Annotated in this window: 13 protein-coding genes; 6 read left to right on the forward strand and 7 right to left on the reverse strand. The window is 72.3% G+C overall.

Annotated features, from left to right (window positions below; all coding sequences use genetic code 11):
• Positions 1 to 19: 19 nt before the first annotated feature.
• Entirely contained in the window at positions 20 to 4,714 is a 4,695-nt protein-coding gene (locus OHA34_RS34110) for an ATP-dependent helicase (protein ID WP_329519979.1), read from the reverse strand.
• Between the two features lie 126 nt (positions 4,715 to 4,840).
• Between OHA34_RS34110 and OHA34_RS34115 the strand changes: the two genes are divergently transcribed.
• Together OHA34_RS34115 and OHA34_RS34120 are read left to right on the forward strand one after the other, a co-directional pair.
• A complete protein-coding gene (locus OHA34_RS34115; RefSeq protein ID WP_285937196.1) occupies positions 4,841 to 6,094 on the forward strand; it encodes an alpha/beta hydrolase in 1,254 nt (417 codons plus the stop codon).
• Between the two features lie 9 nt (positions 6,095 to 6,103).
• The gene (locus OHA34_RS34120) at positions 6,104 to 6,298 is read left to right on the forward strand and encodes a DUF3046 domain-containing protein (RefSeq protein ID WP_285937195.1); all 195 of its coding nucleotides are present in this window, start codon (positions 6,104 to 6,106) and stop codon (positions 6,296 to 6,298) included.
• A 63-nt stretch (positions 6,299 to 6,361) separates the two neighbouring features.
• On the opposite strand, the gene OHA34_RS34125 is transcribed toward OHA34_RS34120, so the two are convergent.
• The 3 genes from OHA34_RS34125 to OHA34_RS34135 all read right to left on the reverse strand — a co-directional run bounded on the left by OHA34_RS34125 (position 6,362) and on the right by OHA34_RS34135 (position 9,010).
• Complete coding sequence (locus tag OHA34_RS34125; RefSeq protein ID WP_329519980.1) at positions 6,362 to 7,522, reverse strand: glutathionylspermidine synthase family protein; 1,161 nt, start codon at positions 7,520 to 7,522, stop codon at positions 6,362 to 6,364.
• Positions 7,523 to 7,528: 6 nt separating this feature from the next.
• The gene (locus tag OHA34_RS34130) at positions 7,529 to 7,852 is read right to left on the reverse strand and encodes a hypothetical protein (protein ID WP_285938575.1); all 324 of its coding nucleotides are present in this window, start codon (positions 7,850 to 7,852) and stop codon (positions 7,529 to 7,531) included.
• A 297-nt stretch (positions 7,853 to 8,149) separates the two neighbouring features.
• On the reverse strand, positions 8,150 to 9,010 hold the full coding sequence (locus tag OHA34_RS34135) for an ATP-grasp domain-containing protein (RefSeq protein ID WP_329519981.1): 861 nt from the start codon (positions 9,008 to 9,010) through the stop codon (positions 8,150 to 8,152).
• A gap of 247 nt (positions 9,011 to 9,257) precedes the next feature.
• Between OHA34_RS34135 and recA the strand changes: the two genes are divergently transcribed.
• The 4 genes from recA (at position 9,258) to OHA34_RS34155 (ending at position 14,299) form a co-directional block, all read left to right on the forward strand.
• Positions 9,258 to 10,394, forward strand: coding sequence for a recombinase RecA (gene recA / locus OHA34_RS34140; protein WP_285937192.1), 1,137 nt, complete (start codon positions 9,258 to 9,260; stop codon positions 10,392 to 10,394).
• 218 nt (positions 10,395 to 10,612) lie between these two features.
• Positions 10,613 to 11,152, forward strand: coding sequence for a regulatory protein RecX (locus OHA34_RS34145; RefSeq protein ID WP_285937191.1), 540 nt, complete (start codon positions 10,613 to 10,615; stop codon positions 11,150 to 11,152).
• Between the two features lie 577 nt (positions 11,153 to 11,729).
• The gene (gene rny, locus OHA34_RS34150; protein ID WP_432763028.1) at positions 11,730 to 13,262 is read left to right on the forward strand and encodes a ribonuclease Y; all 1,533 of its coding nucleotides are present in this window, start codon (positions 11,730 to 11,732) and stop codon (positions 13,260 to 13,262) included.
• Between the two features lie 65 nt (positions 13,263 to 13,327).
• Positions 13,328 to 14,299, forward strand: coding sequence for a trypsin-like serine protease (locus OHA34_RS34155; RefSeq protein WP_329519982.1), 972 nt, complete (start codon positions 13,328 to 13,330; stop codon positions 14,297 to 14,299).
• A gap of 176 nt (positions 14,300 to 14,475) precedes the next feature.
• Here the strand turns inward: OHA34_RS34155 and OHA34_RS34160 are convergent, their stop codons facing one another.
• The 3 genes from OHA34_RS34160 to OHA34_RS34170 form a co-directional block, all read right to left on the reverse strand.
• Positions 14,476 to 16,479 carry a S9 family peptidase gene (locus tag OHA34_RS34160; RefSeq protein ID WP_285937188.1) on the reverse strand — a complete coding sequence of 668 codons (2,004 nt, stop codon included), beginning with the start codon at positions 16,477 to 16,479 and terminating at the stop codon, positions 14,476 to 14,478.
• Between the two features lie 440 nt (positions 16,480 to 16,919).
• Positions 16,920 to 17,927, reverse strand: coding sequence for an amino acid ABC transporter permease (locus OHA34_RS34165; protein WP_285937187.1), 1,008 nt, complete (start codon positions 17,925 to 17,927; stop codon positions 16,920 to 16,922).
• Positions 17,924 to 18,616, reverse strand: coding sequence for an amino acid ABC transporter permease (locus OHA34_RS34170; protein ID WP_285937186.1), 693 nt, complete (start codon positions 18,614 to 18,616; stop codon positions 17,924 to 17,926). The genes OHA34_RS34165 and OHA34_RS34170 overlap by 4 nt, the downstream gene beginning before the upstream one ends.
• Positions 18,617 to 18,733: the final 117 nt, after the last annotated feature.

Raw genomic sequence — 18,733 nt, forward strand, 5'->3', positions numbered from 1 at the left:
GTGGTCAGGCGCGCGGTGGTCAGGCACGCAGCCGCAGGCCGCGCGGGGTCGGGTGGAAGCCGGCCGCCTCCAGCGCGGCGGCCAGCGGAGAGTCGCCGATCGACGCGCCGTCGGCGCGTTCGACGGTCAGCTTGCCGAGCGCGCCCTCGCGGACCGCCAGGGCCAGCGCGTCGACCGCCGGTTGCACCACGTCCGGGTCGTCGTCCCAGGTCAGCAGCGAACGGCCGCCGCGTTCGACGTAGAGGGCCAGCCGCCCCTCGACCAGCACCACCAGCGCCCCGGCCTTGCGGCCCGGCTTGTGCCCGCTGGCGACCTCGTCGTCGCGTCCCGGCCACGGCAGCGCCGCGCCGTACGGGTTGGCCGGGTCGGCGGCGGCGAGCACCAGCGCCCGCCCGCCGGCGTCGCCGGGCCTCGCACGGCGTCCCGGAGTCGGGGTCTCCCACAGGGCCTCGGTGCCCGCCATGCCCCCACCGCCCGCGCCCGCCGGATCGGTGGCCGAGGCGGCCGGGCGCAGCGCGCGCAGCCGGTCGACGGCGCCGGGCAGCGCGAACTGGGCCGCGCCGAGCCCCTCGACGAAATAGCCGCGGCGGCACCGGCCGCTCTCCTCGAACGCCCGCAGCACCGGATAGACCGCCGAGAACCCGCCGAGGATCCGCTCGGCCGCGACCGCGCCGCGGATCACGATGCCGTACCGCTCCAGCAGCGCCTCGGCCAGCGCGTGCGAGCGCAGCGTCGCGGCGGCCTCCCGGGACGGCAGCGGCCACCACCGCCCGGCGACGGCCGGCGGCCCCGTGCGGGACGGCATCACGGGACGCCCGCGCCGGCCCGCGCGGGACCGGTGGGCCGGACGGCCCGAGCCGAGCGCGGCGCGCAGCGGGGCGAGGGTGTCGTTGGTGAGGTGGCCCGCCCAGACCAGGTCCCACACGGCGGTGACCAGGTCCTGGTCGCCGGTCGTGACCCGGCCGTTCACCCGGTCGGAGAGCATTCGGAAGAACAGCGCGCCGCCGTCGCCGAGCGCGTCGAGGACGGCCTGGTGCACCGGCGTCAGGGTGATCTCGGCCGGCTCGGGCATCAGCAGCGGGGCGGTGTCGGCGAGGTACAGCGACACCCAGCCGTCGCCGCCCGGCAGCCCGCCCTGCCCGGCCCACACGACCTCGCCCGCGGAGGTCAGCTCGTCGAGCATGGCGGGGGAGTAGCCCGTCACCCGGGACGGCAGGATCAGCGACTCCAGCGCCGACGCCGGGACGGCCGCCCCCTGGAGCTGCTCGATCGCCTGCACCAGCGCGTCGACGCCCCGCAGCCGCGACCCGCCCGCGATGCCGTGCCAGACCGGCAGGAACCGGCCGAGCGCCTCGGGCGGCGACGGTTCGACCTCCGCGCGCAGCCGTGCCAGCGACCGGCGCCGCAGCGTGCGGAGCACACCGCTGTCGCACCATTCGCTCGTCAGCGGGCCGGACACCGTCTGGGCCGGGAGGAACTCGCCCTCGACGACCCGTCCGGCCGCCGCCAGCCCGCGCAGCGTCTCGGCCACCACCGCCGTGCCGAGCCCGAAGCGCGCCGCGACGTCGCCCAGCCGGAACGGCCCGTGCGTGCGCGCGTAGCGGGAGACCAGGTCGCCGAGCGGGTCGCCGACCGGTTCGAGGAACGCCTCCGGGACGCCCACCGGCAGCGGCGCCCCGAGGGCGTCGCGGAGCCGGCCGGCGTCCTCGATCGCCGTCCAGCGCTCCTGCCCGCCGACCCGCACCCTGATCACCCGCCGGGCCGACTCGAGCTCGGCCGCCCAGGCCCCGGCGCTCGGCGCCGCGGCCGGTTCGAGCCGGTCCGCGATCTCGGCGGTGGTGAGCGGGCCGAGGCCGCGCAGCAGGTCGGCGACCCCCTCCGGATCGCGGGCCCGCCGGTCGTCGGCGAGGCGCTGCAACTCGCGCTCGGTGTCGGTGACGACCTCGGGGTCGAGCAGCTCGCGCAGGTCGGCCTGGCCCAGCAGCTCGGCCAGCAGCGCCGAGTCGAGCGCGAGCGCCTGCGCCCGCCGCTCGGCGAGCGGGGAGTCGCCCTCGTACATGAACGCGCCGACGTAGTGGAACAGCAGCGACCGCGCATAGGGAGACGGCTCGTTGGTCTCGACCTCGACGAGGCGGACCTTGCGGCCCGACACCTCGCGCATCAGGTGCACCAGGCCCGGCACGTCGAAGACGTCCTGGAGGCACTCGCGCATCGTCTCCAGCACGATCGGGAACGAGGGGTACTTGCTCGCCACGGCCAGCAGTTGCGCGGCGCGCTGCCGCTGCTGCCACAGCGGCATCCGCTTGTCGGGGCGGCGGCGCGGCAGCAGCAGCGACCGCGCCGCGCACTCGCGGAACCGGGCCGCGAACAGCGCCGACCCGCCCAGCTCGTCGACGACGATGCGCTCGATGTCGTCGGCGTCGAAGACCGCCAGGTCGAGGCCCGGCGGCTCGTCCATGTCGGGGATGCGGATCACGATGCCGTCGTCGGCGTGCATGGCCTGCGCGTCGACGCCGTAGCGCTCGCGGAGCCGCCCCGCGATGGCCAGCGCCCAGGGCGCGTGCACCCGCGCGCCGAGCGGCGAGTGCACCACCATGCGCCAGTCGCCCAGCTCGTCGCGGAACCGCTCGACGACCATGGTGCGGTCGTCGGGGACGTGCCCGGTCGCCTCCCGCTGCTCGGTCAGGTAGGACACCAGGTTGGCGGCGGCCCAGTCGTCCAGGCCCGCGGCGGCGACCCGCTCGCGCGCCGCGCCCTCGGGCAGCGCGGCCAGCGCGCGGGAGAACGCGCCCAGCGCGCGCCCCAGCTCGGCGGGACGGCCGAGCTGGTCGCCGTGCCAGAACGGCAGCTTGCCGGGCTGCCCCGGCGCGGGCGAGACCAGCACCCGGTCGGGCGTGATGTCCTCGATCCGCCACGAGCTCGCGCCCAGCACGAACACGTCGCCCACGCGGGACTCGTAGACCATCTCCTCGTCGAGCTCGCCCACCCGGGACGACTTCTCGCCCACGAGGAACACGCCGAACAGGCCGCGGTCGGGAATGGTGCCGCCGCTGGTGACGGCCAGCCGCTGCGCGCCGGGCCGCTCGGCCAGGACGCCGGTGACGCGGTCCCACACCAGGCGCGGGCGCAGCTCGCCGAACTCGTCGCTCGGGTAGCGGCCCGCGAGCATGTCGAGGGTGGCCTCCAGCGCCGAACGGGGCAGCGTGGCGTAGGGGGCGGCCCGCTTGACCAGCGTGTCGAGGTCGTCGACCGTCCAGTCGTCCATCGAGACCATCGCGACGATCTGCTGGGCGAGGACGTCGAGCGGGTTGCGCGGGTAGCGCAGCTCCTCGATCTCGCCGCCGCGCATCCGCTCGGCGACCACCGCCGTCTGCACCAGGTCGCCGCGGTACTTGGGGAAGATGACGCCCTTAGAGACGGCGCCGACCTGGTGGCCCGCCCGCCCGACCCGCTGCAACCCGCTGGCCACCGACGGCGGCGACTCTACCTGCACGACCAGGTCGACCGCGCCCATGTCGATGCCGAGTTCGAGGCTGGACGTGGCGACCACGGCGGGGAGGCGACCCTCCTTGAGGGCGTTCTCGATGCCGGCCCGCTCCTCCTTGGACACCGACCCGTGGTGGGCGCGCGCGATCTCCAGCGGAGCCCCCCTGGCCGCGCCCGCCTGGGCCATGGTCGCGGCCGGGGAATGGTCTTCGGGCAGCGCCTCGCCGTGGGCGCGCTCGTACGCCAGCTCGTTGAGGCGCCCGCACAGGCGTTCGGCGAGACGCCGCGAGTTGGCGAACACCAGCGTCGACCGGTGCGCGCCGATCAGGTCGAGCAGCCGGTCCTCCACGTGCGGCCAGATGCTGCGCTGACGCGGATCGGCGGCGCCGGAGCCGTCGGTGAACTGGGCGACCTCGCCCATGTCCTCGACCGGGACGACGATGTCGAGGTCGAAGACCTTGTCGGACGGCGGCTGCACCACCGCGGCCGGGCGGGCCCCGCCGAGGAACGCGGCCACCTCGGCGGCCGGGCGGACGGTCGCCGACAGCCCGATCCGCTGGGCCGGACGGTCGAGCAGCGCGTCGAGCCGTTCGAGGGACAGCGCCAGGTGCGCGCCGCGCTTGGTGCCCGCCACCGCGTGCACCTCGTCGATGATCACGGTCTCGACGCCGCGCAGCGACTCGCGGGCCCGCGAGGTGAGGATCAGGAACAGCGACTCGGGCGTGGTGATCAGGATGTCGGGCGGCCGGAGGGCCAGCCGGCGCCGCTCGTCCGCCGGGGTGTCGCCGGACCGCATGCCGACCCGGATGTCGGGCTCGGCCAGCCCGAGTCGCCGCGCGGCCTGCCTGATCCCGGTGAGCGGGGCGCGCAGGTTGCGCTCGACGTCGACGGCGAGGGCCTTCAGCGGCGAGACGTACAGGACGCGGCAGCGCCGCTTGGGATCGGGCCCGGTCGGTGCGGCGGCCCCCGCGCCGGACTTCGGGGCGGGCCGCGCGGTGGCCTGCGCGGTCGGCTGCGGGGCGGGTCGCGGGGCGGCGGTCAGCCGGTCGAGGGACCACAGGAACGCGGCCAGGGTCTTGCCGGACCCGGTCGGCGCCACGACGAGGGTGTCGTCGCCCGCCGAGATCGACCTCCACGCGCCGGCCTGTGCGGCGGTGGGCGCGGCGAACGCCCCCGTGAACCAGGCACGGGTCGCGGGGGAGAAGCGTTCGAGCACGTCAGCGGTCACGTCACCATCCTGCCTCGCGGGTCCGACAGAACGTGACGGCGGCCGTCCGGGTGGCCATCGTCATCTTGTAAGCAAGCGCTTGTCCGGGCATGGTGGGGAGGAGAACACGCCGCGAGGAGCCGTCCCATGCCCTACGTCCTGCTCGCCGTCGGAGCACTGTCCCTGCTCCTCGCCCTGAACGCGCACCGGCCCGTCCGCCGCCTCATGCTGCTGGTGCCGAGCTTCTTCGCGGGGTGGCTCGCCGTCGAACTGGCCCCGCACCTGCTCGCCGCCGAGATCGCCGCGCTCGGGCTCACGGCCGGGTACGGGGGCCTGCACGGCTGGACGGGCTGGACGGGCCTCGTGCTCGGCGCGGCCGGAGCAGCGGGGACCATCGCGACCATCGCCGCGTCCCGGCGGACCGTGGTGACGCTGCGTGAGAGCGGAGTCCCGCTCGACCTCGATCCGGAGGACGCACCGCGCTTCCCGCTCGCGCCCCAGATCGTCCCGCCGCTGGTCCTCGTGCCCCGGCGCGGCGTCCGGGTGACGCGCAACGTCGTCTTCCACGAGGAGGGACGGCTCCGCCTCAAGCTGGACGTCTACCGGCCCAAGGCGGAAGGCTCCCTGCGGCCGGGGCTGATGCAGATCCACGGCGGCGCGTGGGTCATCGGGGACAAGCGCGAACAGGGGCTCCCGCTCCTCAACCACATGGCCGTGCAGGGCTGGGTGGGCTTCAACGTCAACTACCGGCTCAGCCCGCGCGCGACCTGGCCCGAGCATCTGATCGACCTCAAGCACTTCGTGGCCTGGTACCGCGAGCACGCCGAGGAGTACGGCGCCGATCCGGACTTTCTGTGCGTGACGGGCGGCTCGGCGGGCGGCCATCTGGCCGCGCTGGTGGCGCTCAGCGCCAACGAGCCGCGCTTCCAGCCCGGTTTCGAGGACGCCGACACGCGCGTGCGCGGGGCCGTGCCCTTCTACGGGGTGTACGACCTGGTGGAGCCGGGGCCCTGGCCGGTGCCGATGGGGGCGACGCCGCTGATGGAGCGGATGGTGGTGAAGCGGTCCTTCCATGAGGAGCCCGAGGTGTTCGCCGACGCGTCCCCCGTCACGTACCTGCGCGAGGACGCGCCGCCGTTCTTCGTCATCCACGGCAGCCGCGACTCGCTGATCCCGGTGGCGGAGGCGCGGCGGTTCGTCCACAAGCTGCGCGAGACCTCGTCCTCGCCGGTCGTGTACGCGGAGATGAAGGGCGGGCAGCACGCCTTCGACGTCTTCCCGTCCTACCGGACCGCGCGCGTGGTGGAGGGCGTCGAGCGCTACCTGACGGGCCTGCACCGGCAGTACCGGGAGGGCGCCCGCCCGTCCGTCCCGGACGAGGTGACCGACGCTCTCGGATAGCGTGTCCGGGTGCGGCTCACACAGTTCTGGGAACGGATGAATCAGCAGTTCGGCGAGGGCTATGCCGAGAGCGTGGCCAAGGACTACGTCCTGGCCGAGCTCGGTGGCCGCACCGTTGAACGGGCCCTGGCCGACGGCGAGTCCGTCAAGCGGGTCTGGAGAGCGGTCGCCGCCACCTTCGACGTCCCCCAGAGCCTGCGCTGACCGAGGCCCGTCAGCTCGTGCTCCTCAGGAACGGGCACCGGGGACGGAGGGCGGGCCAGGGGTTCAGACGGGTATGCGGTGCGGGACGAACGACGAGGTGTCGTCGGTGATGAGCCCGGACGTCTCGCGGATGCCGAGCCCGGCCGACTCGTCGTCGACCACCCACGCGCCGAGCACCGGGTGCTCACCGTCGAAGTCCGGCAGCGCGCAGAACTCCTGGAAGACGAAGCCCTCCGCGCCGTAGTCGCCCTGCGTGCGCTGCTCGCTGCCGTCGGGCGTGACGATGCGCATGCTCGCCCCCTCCCGGCCGAGCAGGGGTTTTTGCACGTACGAGGTGAGGTCGGAGGGGGTGTTCAGGTAGGTGGGCAGCAGGTTGGGGTGTCCGGGGAACAGTTCCCAGAGCAGCACCAGCAGCGCCTTGTTGGAGAGCACCATCTTCCAGATCGGCTCGATCCAGGTGGTGGGCGCGGCCGGGATGCTCCGGCCGAACGGCTCGGAGACGATCCACTCCCAGGGGTAGAGCTTGCAGAGCGTGCGGATCTCGTCGTCGTGGAGGTCGACGAAGCGCTCGCGCTCCGGGTGCCACCCGATGTCCTCCATGGCGATCGCGATGCCGGACAGCCCCGCCTCCTCGGCGGTCTGCTGCATGTAGGCGATCGTCATGACCTCCTCGCCGGTCTCGTCCCCGTTGGTCCAGGCGAAGTGGGCCGGACCGTCATCGGGCAGCCCGGACCCGATCTCCTTCCAGCGCGCCACCAGGCGTTCGTGGATGGAGTTCCACTGGTCGTCGCCGGGGAAGGCGTCCTGCAACCAGAACCACTGCACGACGGCGCTCTCGACCAGGGCCGTCGGGGTATCGGCGTTGTACTCCAGCAGCTTGGCCGGCCCGTCTCCGCCGTAGCGTAGGTCGAACCGCCCGTACAGGTGCGGATCGCGGCGGCGCCATGACTCCTCGATCAGCGGGGCGACCCAGTCGGGGATGCCCAGCACGTTGTACCGACCGGTGGTGACGACGTGCTCCACCACCTGGAGGCACATCTCGTGAAGCTCCTCCACGACCGCCTCTAGGGCCAGCACCTCGTCCATCTCGAAGACGTAGTGCACCGACTCGTCCCAGTAGGGACGGGGCAGATGTTCGGGGTGCGCGGTCCGGTGGAAGGCCAGCCCGTGCGCTTCGACCTTCTCGGCCCAGTCTTCCCTGGGCTCGGAACGGGTTCGCCTCATGTCGGCTCAGCTCCCGCTCTTGCCGCCGCCGCCGAACCCGCCGCGGCTCAGGGTCCGGCCGCTGCTCGACTTGACCTTGCCCTTGCTGGGCCCGTACGCGCTGCCGCCGGAGACGTAGCCGTTGGAGGAGCGCTTCCCGCCGTAGTACCAGTAGTAGCGGCCGTACGAGACGGTGCCCCGGTCGATGTCGCTGGTGTTGCAGAAACTGTCGGGGACCGTCTTGTGGCCGCCCGCGGTCTTGCCCACGGCGGGAGCGTCACGGTCCACGCAGTACGCGGTGGTCGACTTGGAACCGCAGGCGACCAGGGTCACGGACAGCGCGCTCACCATCCCGACTTTGACGGCGCGCGAGCTGAGCCGGCGAGTGGGCTCCTGTGGGGGCAAGGGGAACACGTCCTTCGAAACGAGACGACGGGTGTCGGGAGGTTCCGGACAGCGGGGTCGGATGCCTCACCGAAAAAGGAATCCGGCGTCACGGAGCCATAGCCTAGGGGCGGTGGATCATGAGACGGAAGCGATGTCGCGCCGGTTCCGTCACATCACGGACACGCTGCGCGAGGGCGTGCGAGTGCCGCATCCTGTTGGACGAGGAAAATGTGCGTCCAGGTTCTGGGGACTTGCGGATTTCTAGTCCGGCACCGGCAGGTGCGCGTACAGGTCCATCGGGTCGACCGTCGCAGGCAGGTCGCTGACCTGGCCGTCCCCGACCTCGACCACGCGCCACTCGCCGTCGGTGCGGCAGGCGAGATCGGTGGTGATGAAGCGGCAGCCGAGCGCCCGCACGGCCGGGGCCACGGAGGCCAGCTCGGGCTCGGGCTCCAGGCCGGGGCTGTCTGGATGCGGTCCCACCAGGGCGGGCTCCCCGTCCACCCACCACACGCGCGCCTCGCCCTCGCCGTCGTAGGGCTCGTACTCCCGCACCACCAGCCCGCCCGCGAGGAACCCGTCCTGCAACGCGATCATCTTCGCCGCGACCGAGCGGAGTTCCGAGAGGTTCTTGACGTCGGGGACGAAGCACGCCTCGTCCCACTCGTGCTTGCGCGACTTGACGTAGTCCTTCACGACGCCGGGCCCGCTACGCAGCGGGCGGACCAGCTCGGCCAGGTCGCCGGGGTCCTGGCGGGGGGCCAGCGGACGCCACACGCTCTGCGGGGTCAGCCCGGCGAACGTGTCGTGCCAGCCGGGCAGCTCGTGCGCCCGCCGGTAGTCCTCGGGATGGGTGAGCAGGAGGACGCCGCGCTGCTTGAGCGCCGAGGCGAGCGCCGTGTACTCGCCCCTGGCGAGCATCCAGCCCCGGTACCAGACGGCGCCGAGGTCCTTCGGCACCGCGCGCACCGCCTCCGCCGCGTCGCCGTGCCGCAACGCGTCGTGGTCGATGAGGGCGATCTCGCCGTAGTGGTCCCGCACGGCCGCGGCCTCGCGGGAGAAGTGGGGGTCAACGCGCCGGGGGTGGATCGGATCGACGCAGAAGAGAACGGTCAGCGTCATGAAGGAACCCTCCGTGGACGGCGCCAGCGTACGGGGTTCCGGGGCCCGTGTGCACGGAGATTCCCGGGCAAACAGGTGCGCGACACCATGATCGAACGAATGTTCGGTAGGCTGGGCCCCGCACGCGACGTTGTCCACAGCCGTACCGGGGCCTCGAAACTGTCCCTGGCTCCCCGTAACGTCGCCCTCGACACCGCAAGGCGGCCGAGAGCCGGCACACATCACAGGAAAGACAAGGGGCAACCTCATGGCAGCGAACGACCGGGAGAAGGCTCTCGACACCGCCCTCGCCCAGATCGAGCGGCAGTTCGGCAAGGGCTCGGTCATGCGGATGGGCGACGATGCGCGCGCACCGGTGGAGACGATCCCGACGGGCGCGATCTCCCTCGACATCGCGCTCGGCATCGGCGGCCTGCCCCGCGGCCGGGTCGTGGAGGTCTACGGTCCCGAGGGCTCGGGCAAGACCTCCATCGCCCTGCACTCGGTGGCCAGCGTGCAGAAGAAGGGCGGCATCGCGGCGTTCGTCGACGCCGAGCACGCCCTCGACCCCGAGTACGCCCGCAAGCTGGGCGTCGACATCGACGCGCTGCTGGTCTCCCAGCCCGACACCGGCGAGCAGGCGCTCGAGATCACCGACATGCTGATCCGCTCCGGCGCGGTCGACATCGTGGTCATCGACTCGGTCGCCGCGCTGGTCCCGCGCGCCGAGATCGAGGGTGAGATGGGCGACAGCCACGTCGGCCTCCAGGCCCGGCTGATGTCGCAGGCCCTGCGCAAGCTCACCGGCGCGATCAACCAGACCAAGACCACCGTCATCTTCATCAACCAGCTGCGCGAGAAGATCGGCGTCATGTTCGGCTCGCCCGAGACGACGACCGGCGGCAAGGCGCTGAAGTTCTACGCCTCCGTGCGGCTCGACGTGCGCCGCATCGAGACGCTCAAGGACGGCACCGAGGCGGTCGGCAGCCGCGTCCGCGTTAAGGTCGTCAAGAACAAGATGGCCCCGCCGTTCCGCGTCGCCGACTTCGACCTGCTCTACGGGCAGGGCATCAGCCGCGAGGGCGGTCTGATCGACCTCGGCGTCGAGCACGGCTTCGTCCGCAAGTCCGGCGCCTGGTACACCTGCGACGGCGACCAGCTCGGCCAGGGCAAGGAGAACGCCCGCAACTTCCTCAAGTCCAACCCCGACATGGCCGACGGCATCGAGAAGCGCATCAAGGAGAAGCTGGGCATCGGCCCCAAGGTCGACAAGGAGGCCGCCGAGACCGCCGCGCCGGGCGCGCCCGCCGCCGGGGCCGCCGCGTCCGCCCCGGCCGCGGGCAAGACGCCCGCTGCGAGCACGGCCAAGAAGGGCGCCAAGGCCGCCAAGCCCGGTGACTCCTGACGGTCAATCCGCCGATCCGGGTGACTCTTGACGGAAGTGTGGGCGATGATCTCGTATGTAGGGCGGCGGCGCCTCACCCCGCACCGGTCCGCCGGTGCGGGGGCCTTCCCCAATGGCGCCGCCGCTCCTGAGGGCCCCGCCCGCCCCTCCGTCCCCGCCTCAGTCGTTCGGGCGGCCAGGGGGGCTCGCGGGGCCGTGCCGGCACGGGGAAGCGCGGCATGAACCGCCGTCCTCGCGCGGTCGATCCGCCCGCCAACCCCGAGTCGGCGGCCCGTGAGACCTGCCTGCGCCTGCTGGCCCTGGCTCCGCGCACCCGCGCCCAGCTCGCCGAGGCACTGAGCCGCAAGGCCGTCCCCGACGACGTCGCCGACAAGGTGCTCGGGCGCTTCACCGACGTCGGTCTCATCGACGACGTCGCGTTCGCCCAGGCGTGGGTGCAGTCCCGGCACAACGGCCGCGGGCTCGCCAAGCGCGCCCTGGCCAACGAGCTGCGCCACCGCGGTGTCGCCGCCGAGACCGTCGCCGACGCGGTGGAGGCGCTGGATCCCGAGCAGGAGGAGCGCACCGCCCGCGCGCTCGTCGACCGCAAGCTCGCCGCGACCCGCGGCGTCGAACCGGCCAAGCGGATGCGGCGCCTGGTCGGCATGCTCGCCCGCAAGGGCTACCCGCACGGCGTGGCCTACCGGGTGGTCAAGGAGGCCCTCGCGGACGAGGGCACCGACCCCGGCGACCTCCCCGGCCTCCCCGAGCCGGAATAACATCCCCGCCGGACACGGCCGATATCCGGCGGATCCGAGAACCGGGATCGAGGCTGGGACCGGATCCGTGTTCGGTGTTGTGGAGCCGTGCCCCGGTCCGGGTTTCGGGCGGCTGGCGGCGAGGTTTGGGCGAGACGGGCGACACGCCGACGAAATGGCGATTTCGCCTGACCTGGCCTGATCATCGCCCTGACTGGACGGGGCGGCCGACCGGGCAGGTGAGGGGGGACGGCGCGGCGTCGGGGCGGCGGTAAGCAAGCCCTCACGGGAGCGTTCGGTTAGTCCGGAATGCCCGTGGTTTGCTTGCTCATTACCTCTGTGCCGCTTACCGTTACGGCAGTGAGGAATTACTCCGCGCACTGCGGATTGCGATACTGACCGAGTCCGTTCGAGCAGTTGAGAGGCATAGAGGACACGACCCTGGCCGATATCGGCCGAGTCACCGGGTTGCGGATCGCGGCGGCCCGGCGATGCCGTGTACCCGGTCGTCCGCCGGGGTGCGGGTAATCCTCGCGAGGCAGGGCCCCAGCCCGGGGGTCCGCAAGGCGAGGAAGGGATCTGCCTCATGGCGAGCGTCCTGGTGGGTGCAGCGCTGCTGGTGACCCTGGTCGCTCTCGTCATCGTCACCGTGGTCCTGCGCAGGCACGGCGCGCAGGAGGCCGCCGCCGCCGAGGCCGCGGCGGCCGAGACCGAGGCCCGCGGCGTCCTGGAGAGCGCCGAACGGCGGGCCCAGGAGATCGCGGACACCACCCGCGCCGAGCTGGAGGCCGAGGGCAGGACCCTCCGCGAGGAGCTGCGGACCCTGCGCGAGGACCTGGAGCGGCGCGAGACCCGGCTCGCCGAGCGCGAGCAGCGCCTCGACGCCGAGGTGCGGCGCGTGGAGGAGTGGTCCGGGCGGCTGGCCGAGTCCGGGCGGGACCTGGAAACGCGCAAGGAGGAGCTCGGCCGCGTCGAGGACGAGCGGCGGCAGGTCCTGGAGGCGACCGCCGGGCTCACCGCCGACCAGGCCAAGCGCGAGCTGGTCTCGGCCATCGAGAACCAGGCCAAGCGCGAGTCGATCCCGCTGACCCGGGAGATCGAGAACGCCGCCCGCGCGGAGGGGGAGAAGCGCGCCCGCAAGATCGTCACGCTGGCCATCCAGCGGGTCGCCAGCGAGCAGACCACCGAGTCGGTCGTCTCGGTGCTGCACCTGCCGAGCGACGAGATGAAGGGCCGCATCATCGGCCGTGAGGGCCGCAACATCCGGGCGTTCGAGACGACCACCGGTGTCAACCTGATCATCGACGACACGCCCGAGGCGGTGCTGCTGAGCTGCTTCGACCCGGTGCGCCGGGAGGTGGGCCGGCTGACCCTGGAGAAGCTGGTCCTGGACGGCCGGATCCATCCCCAGCGGATCGAGGAGATCTACGAGCGCAGCCGCAGCGACGTCGAGCAGCTCTGCGTGCGGTCCGGCGAGGACGCGCTGGTCGAGGTCGGCGTCACCGACATGCACCCCGAGCTGATCGCCCTGCTCGGCCGGCTGCGCTACCGCACCTCCTACGGGCAGAACGTGCTGAAGCACCTGGTCGAGTCGGCGCACATCGCCGGGATCATGGCGAGCGAGCTGCGGCTGCCGGCCGAGGTAGCCAAGCGGTGCACGCTGCTGCACGACATCGGCAAGGCCCTCACGCACGAGGTCGAGGGCAGCCACGCCCTCATCGGCGCCGAGATCGCGCGGCGGTACGGCGAGGACGAGGACGTCGTGCACGCCATCGAGGCGCACCACAACGAGGTCGAGGTCCGCACGGTCGAGGCGGTGCTCACCCAGGCGGCCGACGCCGTCAGCGGCAGCCGGCCGGGCGCGCGGCGCGAGTCGCTGGAGTCCTACGTCAAGCGCCTGGAGCGGCTGGAGGAGATCGCCCGGGACCGGCACGAGGGCGTGGAGAAGGTCTTCGCCATGCAGGCCGGCCGCGAGATCCGGGTGATGGTCAAGCCCGACTCGGTCGACGACATCCAGGCCCAGGTCATCGCGCGCGACATCGCCAAGCAGGTCGAGGACGAGCTGACCTACCCGGGGCAGATCCGGGTCACCGTGGTCCGCGAGTCGCGGGCCACCGAATTCGCCCGTTAGGGCCGGTCCGGCCAGTGTGATCGTTCACGTTGTGGCGGGAACGGTGAGTCGGTAGCTTCGGGCGGATGCGCAGGTTTCGGATGTGGGGGACGGCCGCCGCGGTGACGTCCGCGGCGGTCGTGACCGCCGGGACGACGCTGGTGCTCGCGGGCGGCCAGGCCCGTGGCCGTACCGTCGTGGACACCTCCGTGAGCACGCGGATCAGCGCGGCGGACGCGGGCGCGGTGCAGCGGTACTGGACGCGGGAGCGGATGGCCACCGCGACCCCGCTGACCGGCGCCGAACCGGGCCCGGCCGCCCCCGGTATCCGGGCCGGGGGCCCGTCCGGGCGGGCGCCTGGGGCGGTCAGGGCGCAGGCGGTGCCGACCGCCACGGCGTTCGCCGGCATCCCGACGCTCGGCGCGCTGTTCTTCAACAACGGCACCGGCGACCATTACTGCACCGCGAGTGTGGTGAACAGCTTCTCCAAGAAACTGCTGATCACCGCCGCGCACTGCATCCACGGGGGCAAGGGCGGCGCGTACAGCACCAAGGTGGCGTTCGTCCCCAGGTACGACCAGGGCAAGCGGCCGTACGGCACCTGGGCGGCCGGCATGATGCTGGTCGACCAGCGCTGGCAGGCGACCGGCGACGCCGACCTCGACTTCGGCTACATCGCGCTCAACCCGCTCAACGGCAAGCTGGTCCAGGACGTGGTCGGCTACAACAAGCTCGCCGCGAACCAGGGCGTCGGCAAGTGGGTGAACGTGACCGGCTACCCGCGGATCACCTACGACAAGCGGGACCGGCCGATCTACTGCCGGGTCCAGACCGCCCGCCAGTCCGCGTACCAGATCCGGATGGACTGCGGCGGCTTCTACGGCGGCACCAGCGGAAGCCCCTGGCTGCTGAACTACAGCACCACGACCCACACCGGCGTCGTCAACGGGGTCATCGGCGGCTACCAGGGCGGGGGGACCACCCACTCCCGCTCGTACTCCCCGTACTTCGACGACGACGCCTACAACCTGCGCACCGCCGCCGACAAGCGCGCCTGACCGGCCCCCGAGGCCGGACGACCGCCCTGCCCGCCTCCGCCGCCCCGGATGCCGCGCGGGGCCGGTCGGCCCCGCGCCGAACCCCCGCACCGGTCGGCCTCGCGGGTCGTCGCCGGTCGCGGCCGGGACGTTTTGTGATCAAGGAATCGCCCGGCGGCGATTCCTTGATCACTGGGTCAGCCGGTGGTCAGCTCGACGGGGTCGACGTCGCGCGGCTCGAAGCCGAGGGTCTGGCCGTAGAAGGCGAGCTCGGCCTCCAGGGTCGCCACGACCGTCTCGGCCCGGCGGAACCCGTGGGACTCGCCCTCGAACGTCAGGTAGGCGTGCGGCATCTTCTTGGCGGCCAGCGCCGCTGCGAACCGCTCGGACTGCTCGGGCGGGACCACCGGGTCGTCCATGCCTTGCAGGAGCAGCACCGGGCACGCCGTGCGGTCGGCGTGGTTGAGCGGGGACCGCTCCTCGTAGGCGCGCTCGAAGCCGGGCAGCGGGCCGATCAGGCCGAACAGGTAGTGCGACTCGAAGTCGTGCGTCGCCTCGGCGAAGCTCTGCAGGTCGCTGATGCCGAAGTAGGACGTGGCCGCCTTGAACAGGTCGGTCTGGGTGGCGGCGGCGAGGGTCGTCCAGCCGCCGGCGCTGCCGCCCCGGATCGCCAGCCGGGCGGGATCGGCGACGCCGCCCTCCACCAGGGCCTTGGCGGCGGCGATGACGTCTTCGACGTCGACCACGCCCCACTGGCGGCGCAGCCGTTCCCGGTAGGCGCGGCCGTATCCGCTCGACCCGCCGTAGTTGACGTCGACGACGCCGATGCCGCGGCTGGTGAAGTAGGCGCGCTCGAGGTTGAGGACGGTGGAGACGCGGCCGTTGGGTCCGCCGTGCACGAACACCACGTACGGCGGAAGCTCGCCCTCAGGGGCGCTCGCCTCCGGATTGGTGGGCGGGAACACGTAGGCGTGCACGGGTCGTCCGAACGGCCCTTCGAGCCGTTCGGCGCGCGGTCTGGACAGGTAGGCGACGTCGGGCAGCTCGGGAAGCTCGCGGCGCAGCCCCTCGACCCGGCCGGTGGTGGTGTCGATCCGGACCACCGAGGGCGGGACGTCCGGGCCGCCGCCGATGCCGACGATCGTCGAGCCGTCGGCCGACAGCTGCGGCAGCCAGTGCTCGTAGGGGACCTCCAGGTCGGTGAGGTCGAGCGTCTCGGGGTCGTAGATCCCCAGGCGCAGGTTGCCCTCACCGTGCAGCACGGCCAGCCGTCCGTCGCCGAGCAGCGCGTACGGCATGCCGCCCAGGGTCCAGAGCGGCTCGGCGAACTCCTCCTCGGCGGGGTAGAGCGCCTGGGGGGACTCGCCGTGCAGGCCGACCTGGTAGATGTTCCACCAGCCGGGCCAGTCGGACACCACGTACAGGGTCGTGTCGTCACGCCACACCGGCGCCAGCACCGATTCGGTGAGCCCGCCCTTGACGGTGCGGGGCGCGACGGTCGCGCCGTCCTCAAGCGCGGCGACGCGCAGCTCGGTTCCGTCCCATGGCATCCGCGGGTGGTTCCACTGGATCCAGGCCAGGTGCCCGCCGCCGGGGGACGGGACGGGGCTCGCGTAGAAGTGCGCGCCGGTGACCAGCTCCCGGATGGCCGCGGCGTCGTCGGCGGCGCTGGCGTCCAGCGGAACGGCGACGATGGCCCGCCGGATCCCGTCGGTGGCGGCGGACGGTTCCCCGTCGGCGTCCGGCGGCGCGGCGATATGGCCCTCGCAGACGCACCAGATCTCAGTGCCGTCAGGGGAGAGCACGTAGTCGGCGTAGCGCAGGCCGGCCGGAACGGCGGGCTCGGGCGTCAGCGGCTGCGGCTTGGGATCGCCCTCGTCGAGGCGGTACAGCCGCTGGTCCTCGTAGTTGGAGAAAACGATGGTGCGCCCCTCGGCGGTGGCGACCGGCAGGTATGACCGCCCGCCGTACTCGTGCACGCGGGTCCGCACGTCCCAAGGGGCCGGGAGCAACTCGGTCCGATGGCCGCCCTGGAGGTGGATGACCGTTGTTCGACCGCCTTCCTCGGGACGGGTCTCCTGCCACCAGACGTCCGAGCCCGCAACGGTCGGAAAGCTGAGGCGCAGCCGGGCGCGGGCGACGTCGGCGGCGGAGATGGGAGAAGGCCAGGAGCCGTAGGGAAGGGTCGCACGAGCGGTCATAACAGGAATCGTCCCGCATACGGGGATCGGTTGGGGCCATGACGGGGCAGTTGAACTCGGAAAGATACAAGCCGCTCACCTGGATCCGGTCAGGTCCGGACGGCCGGAACGACCCTGGCGGCGTCCCCCGTGGCGTCCCCCGCGGCGCCCCGAACCGCGTCCGCCGCGGGCGTGTCCCGTCCAGTGGTCCGGCCTCCGCGCCGTCGCCGCCCGCACCCGCTCCTCGACCCGCGCGGCGGCGTCACGACCGCGCTCCTGGTCGAACAGGCCCTTGACTCATACCGTGCCGCCTCGTCGCCCAGGTCGTCTCAACGGCCGCCTCAGCGATGTCCAGAAGGGTCTGGACGGCGGGGTGCCGCCTTCGTCGCGTCCACCGGAACCGCTGAGGGCGCCGCCGGGAATCCGGCGGCGCCCTCAGCGGTGAACGGTCAGGTGAACGGTCAGATGATGCCCCCGGTGTCCCCGGTGGTCTGCCCGGTCACCGCCATGCCGGGGGGCGGTGGAGCCCCGGCCCCGGCGCCCATCGTCTTGGCCTGCGTCTTGCGGCTGCGCCGGCTGCGCGCCTCCAGCCAGGTCGCCACGCGGCTCAGCGACATGTTGATCGCGATGTAGATCACGCCGACGACGACGCCCGCCTGGATCAGGTTGTTGTTGAAGTTCGGCGGGACGTTCTTGAAGCCGGCCTGGAGCAGTTCGCCGTAGGAGATGATGAAGCCGAGCGCGGTGTCCTTGAGCAGCACGACGAGCTGGCTGACGATCGCCGGCATCATCACCGTGACGGCCTGCGGCAGAAGCACCAGGCGCATCACGCCGTTCTTGCGGAGTCCGATGGAGTACGCGGCCTCGCTCTGCCCCCTCGGGATCGAGTTGACGCCCGCGCGCACCACCTCGGCCAGCACCGAGCCGTTGTACATCACCAGCCCGAACACCACCGCGGCGAACGCGGGCACGGTGACCACCCCGGCGTTGATCTCGACACCGAAGATCGAGAACACGTTGTCGACCAGGATGCGCTGGAAGGTCCCGAAGGGCGACTCGGCGATGACCGGGCTGACCTTGTTCGGCACGAAGAAGACCAGGAAGATCAGGATCAGCAGCGGGATGGCCCGGAAGAACTCGACCACGATCCCGGCCGGGACGCGCACCCAGCGGTGATCCGACAGCCGGGCCAGGCCGAAGACGATGCCGAACGCGATCGCCAGCACCGAGGCCACCAGCGCGGCCTTCAGCGTGTTCCACAGGCCGGGCAGGATCAGGTGCTGCCAGACGTCCTTCTTGAGGAACGGGTTCCAGAGCTTGGCCTCGAACTGCCCCTTGTCGTTGAACCGCCACGCGAGCAGCACGGTCACCGCGAGGAGCAGCACCGCCGAGATCGCGGTGAGCAGGCGGTGCCGGGCCCGCGCCCGCGGGCCGGGCGCGTCGAACAGTACGGTCGCTTCCTGGCTCATCGCGCCACCGCCATTCGCTTGGCCAGCCATCCGAAGAAGAACCCGGTCGGCAGAGTGAGGATCATGAATCCGACCGCGACGCCGATGAACAGCGGGATCGCCCCGCTGGTGAACGACGGGTCGTCCAGCAGGGTCTTCATGATCAGGGCGATCTCGGCGTAGCTGGCCGCGGCGGCCACCGTGGTGTTCTTGATCATCGCGATGAAGATGCTGCCGAGCGGCGCGATGACCGCGCGGAACGCCTGCGGGAGGATGATCATGCGGAGCGACTGGACGAAGGTCAGCCCGATCGAGCGGGCCGCCTCGGCCTGGCCGAGCGGCACGGTGTTGATGCCCGACCGCAGCGCCTCACAGACGAACGCCCCGGTGTAGGCCGACAGCCCGAGGACCGCCCACCAGTAGTAGCTCGTCGCCGAGACGTTGGAGAACTTCAGGCTCAGGATGTCGTTCAGCCCGAGGCTGCACATCAGCAGGATCAGGGTGAGCGGGGTGTTGCGCAGGATGTTGACGTAGACCGTGCCCACGTTGCGCAGCACCGGGATCGGCGCGACCCGGAAGCCGACCAGGACGATACCGATGATCAGCGAGAGCACGGCCGCCGCGGCCGACAGCCGCACGGTCGCCCAGAACCCCTCGAGGATCTGGTCGAAGTTGTCGAAGAACGGGCCGAAGTTGAATAGGTCATCCATGGCGTTCCAGCGGGTCGGGGCCATGCCGACGGTCCCCGGGGGCACGAGGCCCCCGGGAGTGCGCCGGCGCGACGGGCGGCCACCGCCTGACCCCGCACGAAGGGATCAGCCGGACCG

The organism is Spirillospora sp. NBC_01491 (assembly GCF_036227065.1).
Lineage (GTDB): Bacteria > Actinomycetota > Actinomycetes > Streptosporangiales > Streptosporangiaceae > Spirillospora > Spirillospora xylanilytica.